The organism is Loigolactobacillus jiayinensis (genome assembly GCF_003946445.1).
Taxonomy (GTDB): domain Bacteria; phylum Bacillota; class Bacilli; order Lactobacillales; family Lactobacillaceae; genus Loigolactobacillus; species Loigolactobacillus jiayinensis.
This window is the reverse complement of sequence record NZ_RHOF01000109.1, coordinates 1-3553: the sequence shown is the minus strand read 5'-3', so window position 1 is coordinate 3553 and position 3553 is coordinate 1. Positions and strand designations below refer to the sequence as shown.

Genomic DNA, 3553 nt, shown 5'->3' with positions numbered 1-3553 from the left:
CCCAGAAAGTCGCTTAAAGTTTCGTCCAATATTTGGGGTTCACTTCAACCACTCTTTTTTACTTTTCAGTTGTTTGTGCCGGTACAACTTTCTTGTCCGACTGGTGACCAAGCTTGTTAGTCAGCAAGAACGCTGGGATAATCACGACGGCAGTGCAGGCCACCGACCAGATAAATCCCTGTTGGTAGGCGTGCGCCACAGCTGTCAAATGATTAGTCATCAGCTCATGCGTGTGGCTAGTGAGGTACGCCGACGCAACCGTCGCCATCAATGCTGAACCAAAAGCACCACCGACATTTTGTGTAATCCGCCCCGCAATCGAAATTTGGCCGGAATACTTGGGATCTTGGCCGACAAACGAATCAGTCATGAGCGGACTGATGATGGCTCCGGCCCCGATTCCTCGGACAAATAAGACCCCCATCAGCAACCAAAAATTAGTGTGCTGATCAAAGGACATGAACGGCACGGTTCCGATTAGGGTCACTAACAAGCCAACAATCAGAACCCACCGCGCCCCAATTCGATCAATGAAGCGGCCAATGATTGGCCGGGCAATCAGCATCCCGATCCCTTGTGGGATAAGGGATAATCCTGCTTCAGCAACACTTTGACCACGTAAATTTTGGAAAAACAGTGGCAGTAATAGCATTGGCCCGTTATTCACAATCCCCGCCAAGACTAGTCCAATCATTGAACCGGTAAAGTTGCGCCGTTTGAACAGAAATAACGGCACCACTGCCTGACTCTTACAGAAAATGGCGTAAATCGCATAAATCACCAGCAAGACAATTCCCACACCCACATAGCTTAACGTCGTACTATTGTTAAAACTGGCTTTTGAGCTAGCCTTAACAATGCCGTAGACAATCGCTGCTGAACCACCAGCCAGTAAGCTTACTCCCGGCCAGTCAAATTTGGCGGTCGGATTCTTAGGGGTAATTGCTGGCAACTTCACCCAAATGAGAATTGTGGCAATGATAACAACGGGAACATTGACGAAAAAGATCCAGCGCCATGATAGATACTGGACGATCACGCCCCCAATCACAGGACCAAAGATTGGGCCCAACATGATGGGCAATCCAACAATGGCCATGATCCGCCCCATCGATCCGACTCCCGCCACATCAACTAACAATGTTGTCAACAACGGTGTAATCAAACCAGCACTAAATCCTTGCACAAACCGAATACTAATCAGCATGGTGACATTGCCAGACATTGCGGCCACCAGTGAAGACAAGCCGAACAACACTTCGGCAATCAAGAAGACCTTTTTACCACCAATCTTGTCATTCAGCCAGCCGGTAAAGGGCACCGCCACGACCATCGCCAGTAAGTAGCCAGTGACCACCCATTGAACGGTACTTAATGCTTCATTGAAATCTGAAGATAATTTATTGAGGGCAATGTTGACCATTGTCGAATCCAGCATGGGTGCAATCGCACCCAGCACGATGATCCACGCCTGATTAACGATCGTGCGTGGTAACGCACTTTCTGTTTTTTTGTTAGTTGCCATTGTGACACCTCCGATAATGAGTTAGACTATTTTTTAGGAACTTTAGTCTCTAATTTTAGGTACTCAAGTACTCTATATCTTTTAATGCCGATTGTCAACCAACCCTTTAAAAAAATTCCATGCTATACTTCTTTGTAGCAACTTCGTCCGAAAGGAAGTCATTTCATGGCAAACAACCCTCATAATCAGCAGGGTGTGTCGAAAGCATCTACCACCCAGCACCGCCGGCGAGGAAAAAAACTGGAAGCTGACATTCTCGACTCAACCCTTAATTTAATCAAACAAACAAAATATGAAGCAATCACGATGGATATGATCGCTAAGCACGCCCATACAAACAAAAGCGTTCTTTACCGGCGTTGGAACTCAAAGGCTGATATTGTGCTGGCCGCCTTGCGCACCCAAACTACTGACCTAGCCGCAAAAATGAAACAAATTCCGAATACCGGCTCTCTGGAAGGCGATCTACGAGAATTGTTCGATTGGATTAGCACGCTACTAACTAGCATGCACTACACCAATATCATCGGTCTCATGCGTGAACGGTTGGGCGGGATCTCGATGCGCGATTATTTCGATAAATTTGCGCGTAACAACTTTCTCAGTCAAATGGTGCGGACATTTTTTGAACATGCCTCCGAGCGGGGAGAAGTCGATCTCACGCACTTTGACGAGGCCCTTTACGATCTCCCAGCATTGGTCCTCATGGATGCCTTCTATGCGACGGACGATACAACGATAGATCGTTCACGCCTCGACCACATCCTATCTGATGTCTTGATGCCAGTGTACCGGCCATTTTTAACCACTGGGAATGGAGACGCTAAATAAATGTATCAAATTTGATGCCACACAAAAACCAGAATTACCTACATACAAGCAATTCTGGTTTTTAAGTCTATCTAATTATGGGAATTGGTAGGCGGATATTTCACCCCGAATATCACATACCCCCTACCTTAAAAGGGGCCATATGAGGGTTAATTATATTAATAATCACCCTCAAGCCATGCTTTTACATCCAAATCAACTTTTTCGACCACATACCCTAAGAACCTGGTTAATATCTTTTAAGTTATGCCTTACATTTAAGAATGGTGTAAATAAGAATGATAAGCAGTGATCATTTTAATGGTTTTGAGCTCATTTGTATGTTATTATGACGTTAAAAATGAAAGGTGGAATAAACATGGCAACGAGTGCAACAACTATTCGACTTGATAATGAACTTAAAGAAAAATTGACAAAAGAATTAAGTACTACCGGTTTAAGTATTAATGCCTACTTTAACATGGCAGCAAGACAGTTGATACTTCAAAAGAAGATCCCTTTTGAAGTTTTGACTGAAATAGACGAACTGACAGAAAAAACCAGACGTGCCTTAGTGGCGGCAGAGGCTAAAGAGTTGGGGATTATTCCAGATGATGTCCCAGAATTTGATAATACACAAGATCTAAAGGATTTTTTGGATAATTAATATGTATAAACTTAAACCTGAACCACAATTCAAAGAAGATTATCGCCAACTTAAACGGACACACCCAGAGTTGATAACTGATTTAATGCAAGCTTTAGATCAACTTCAAATAAACGGTATCGTTAATCAGGGATATCAACCACATGTGCTTAAAAATCGTGGCGGTAATTATAATGGACACTATGAATTTCATTTATTAGACGGGAAAGTGGATATTTTAGTAATTTATATGACCCATAAGACTAATCCGGTGATCCGTTTAGTTCGAATCGGCGGGCATGATGAATTATTTCACGGTAGTTTTAATTGAAAAATCTAAAAATTAGCAAATTTTCCAAATCAAAAATTCATCTTGCTAGTTTTTGTATTATTTATACCCTACTAATTTTGGAGGCCTATCCTAGATTGCCACGCATGCTGCGCTATTAGGGTAATACAAAAAGACACGCTCAGAATGAGCGTGTCTTTTGCTCCAACCAAGTAATTTTATTTTTTCGGGTCTACACTTTCTGGTATTGGTGAATAACTAATACCGGTTTTTTGTCTGTTTT

The 3553-nt window shown here is 43.0% G+C and carries 4 protein-coding genes; 3 read left to right on the top strand and 1 reads right to left on the bottom strand.

Going from position 1 to position 3553, the window contains the following annotated elements; genetic code table 11:
- Positions 1 to 58 precede the first annotated feature (58 nt).
- Positions 59 to 1525, bottom strand: a complete 1467-nt coding sequence (locus tag EKM80_RS14590; protein ID WP_125554397.1) for an MDR family MFS transporter — start codon at positions 1523 to 1525, stop codon at positions 59 to 61.
- 165 nt (positions 1526 to 1690) lie between these two features.
- Between EKM80_RS14590 and EKM80_RS14585 the strand changes: the two genes are divergently transcribed.
- The 3 genes from EKM80_RS14585 (at position 1691) to EKM80_RS14575 (ending at position 3312) form a co-directional block, all read left to right on the top strand.
- On the top strand, positions 1691 to 2356 hold the full coding sequence (locus EKM80_RS14585) for a TetR/AcrR family transcriptional regulator (protein ID WP_125554395.1): 666 nt from the start codon (positions 1691 to 1693) through the stop codon (positions 2354 to 2356).
- A 358-nt stretch (positions 2357 to 2714) separates the two neighbouring features.
- The gene (locus EKM80_RS14580) at positions 2715 to 3002 is read left to right on the top strand and encodes a type II toxin-antitoxin system RelB/DinJ family antitoxin (protein WP_125554393.1); all 288 of its coding nucleotides are present in this window, start codon (positions 2715 to 2717) and stop codon (positions 3000 to 3002) included.
- Between the two features lies 1 nt (position 3003).
- Positions 3004 to 3312 (top strand): type II toxin-antitoxin system YafQ family toxin, encoded by a 309-nt coding sequence (locus tag EKM80_RS14575; RefSeq protein ID WP_125554391.1) that lies wholly within the window; start codon positions 3004 to 3006, stop codon positions 3310 to 3312.
- The last annotated feature ends 241 nt before the right edge of the window (positions 3313 to 3553 follow it).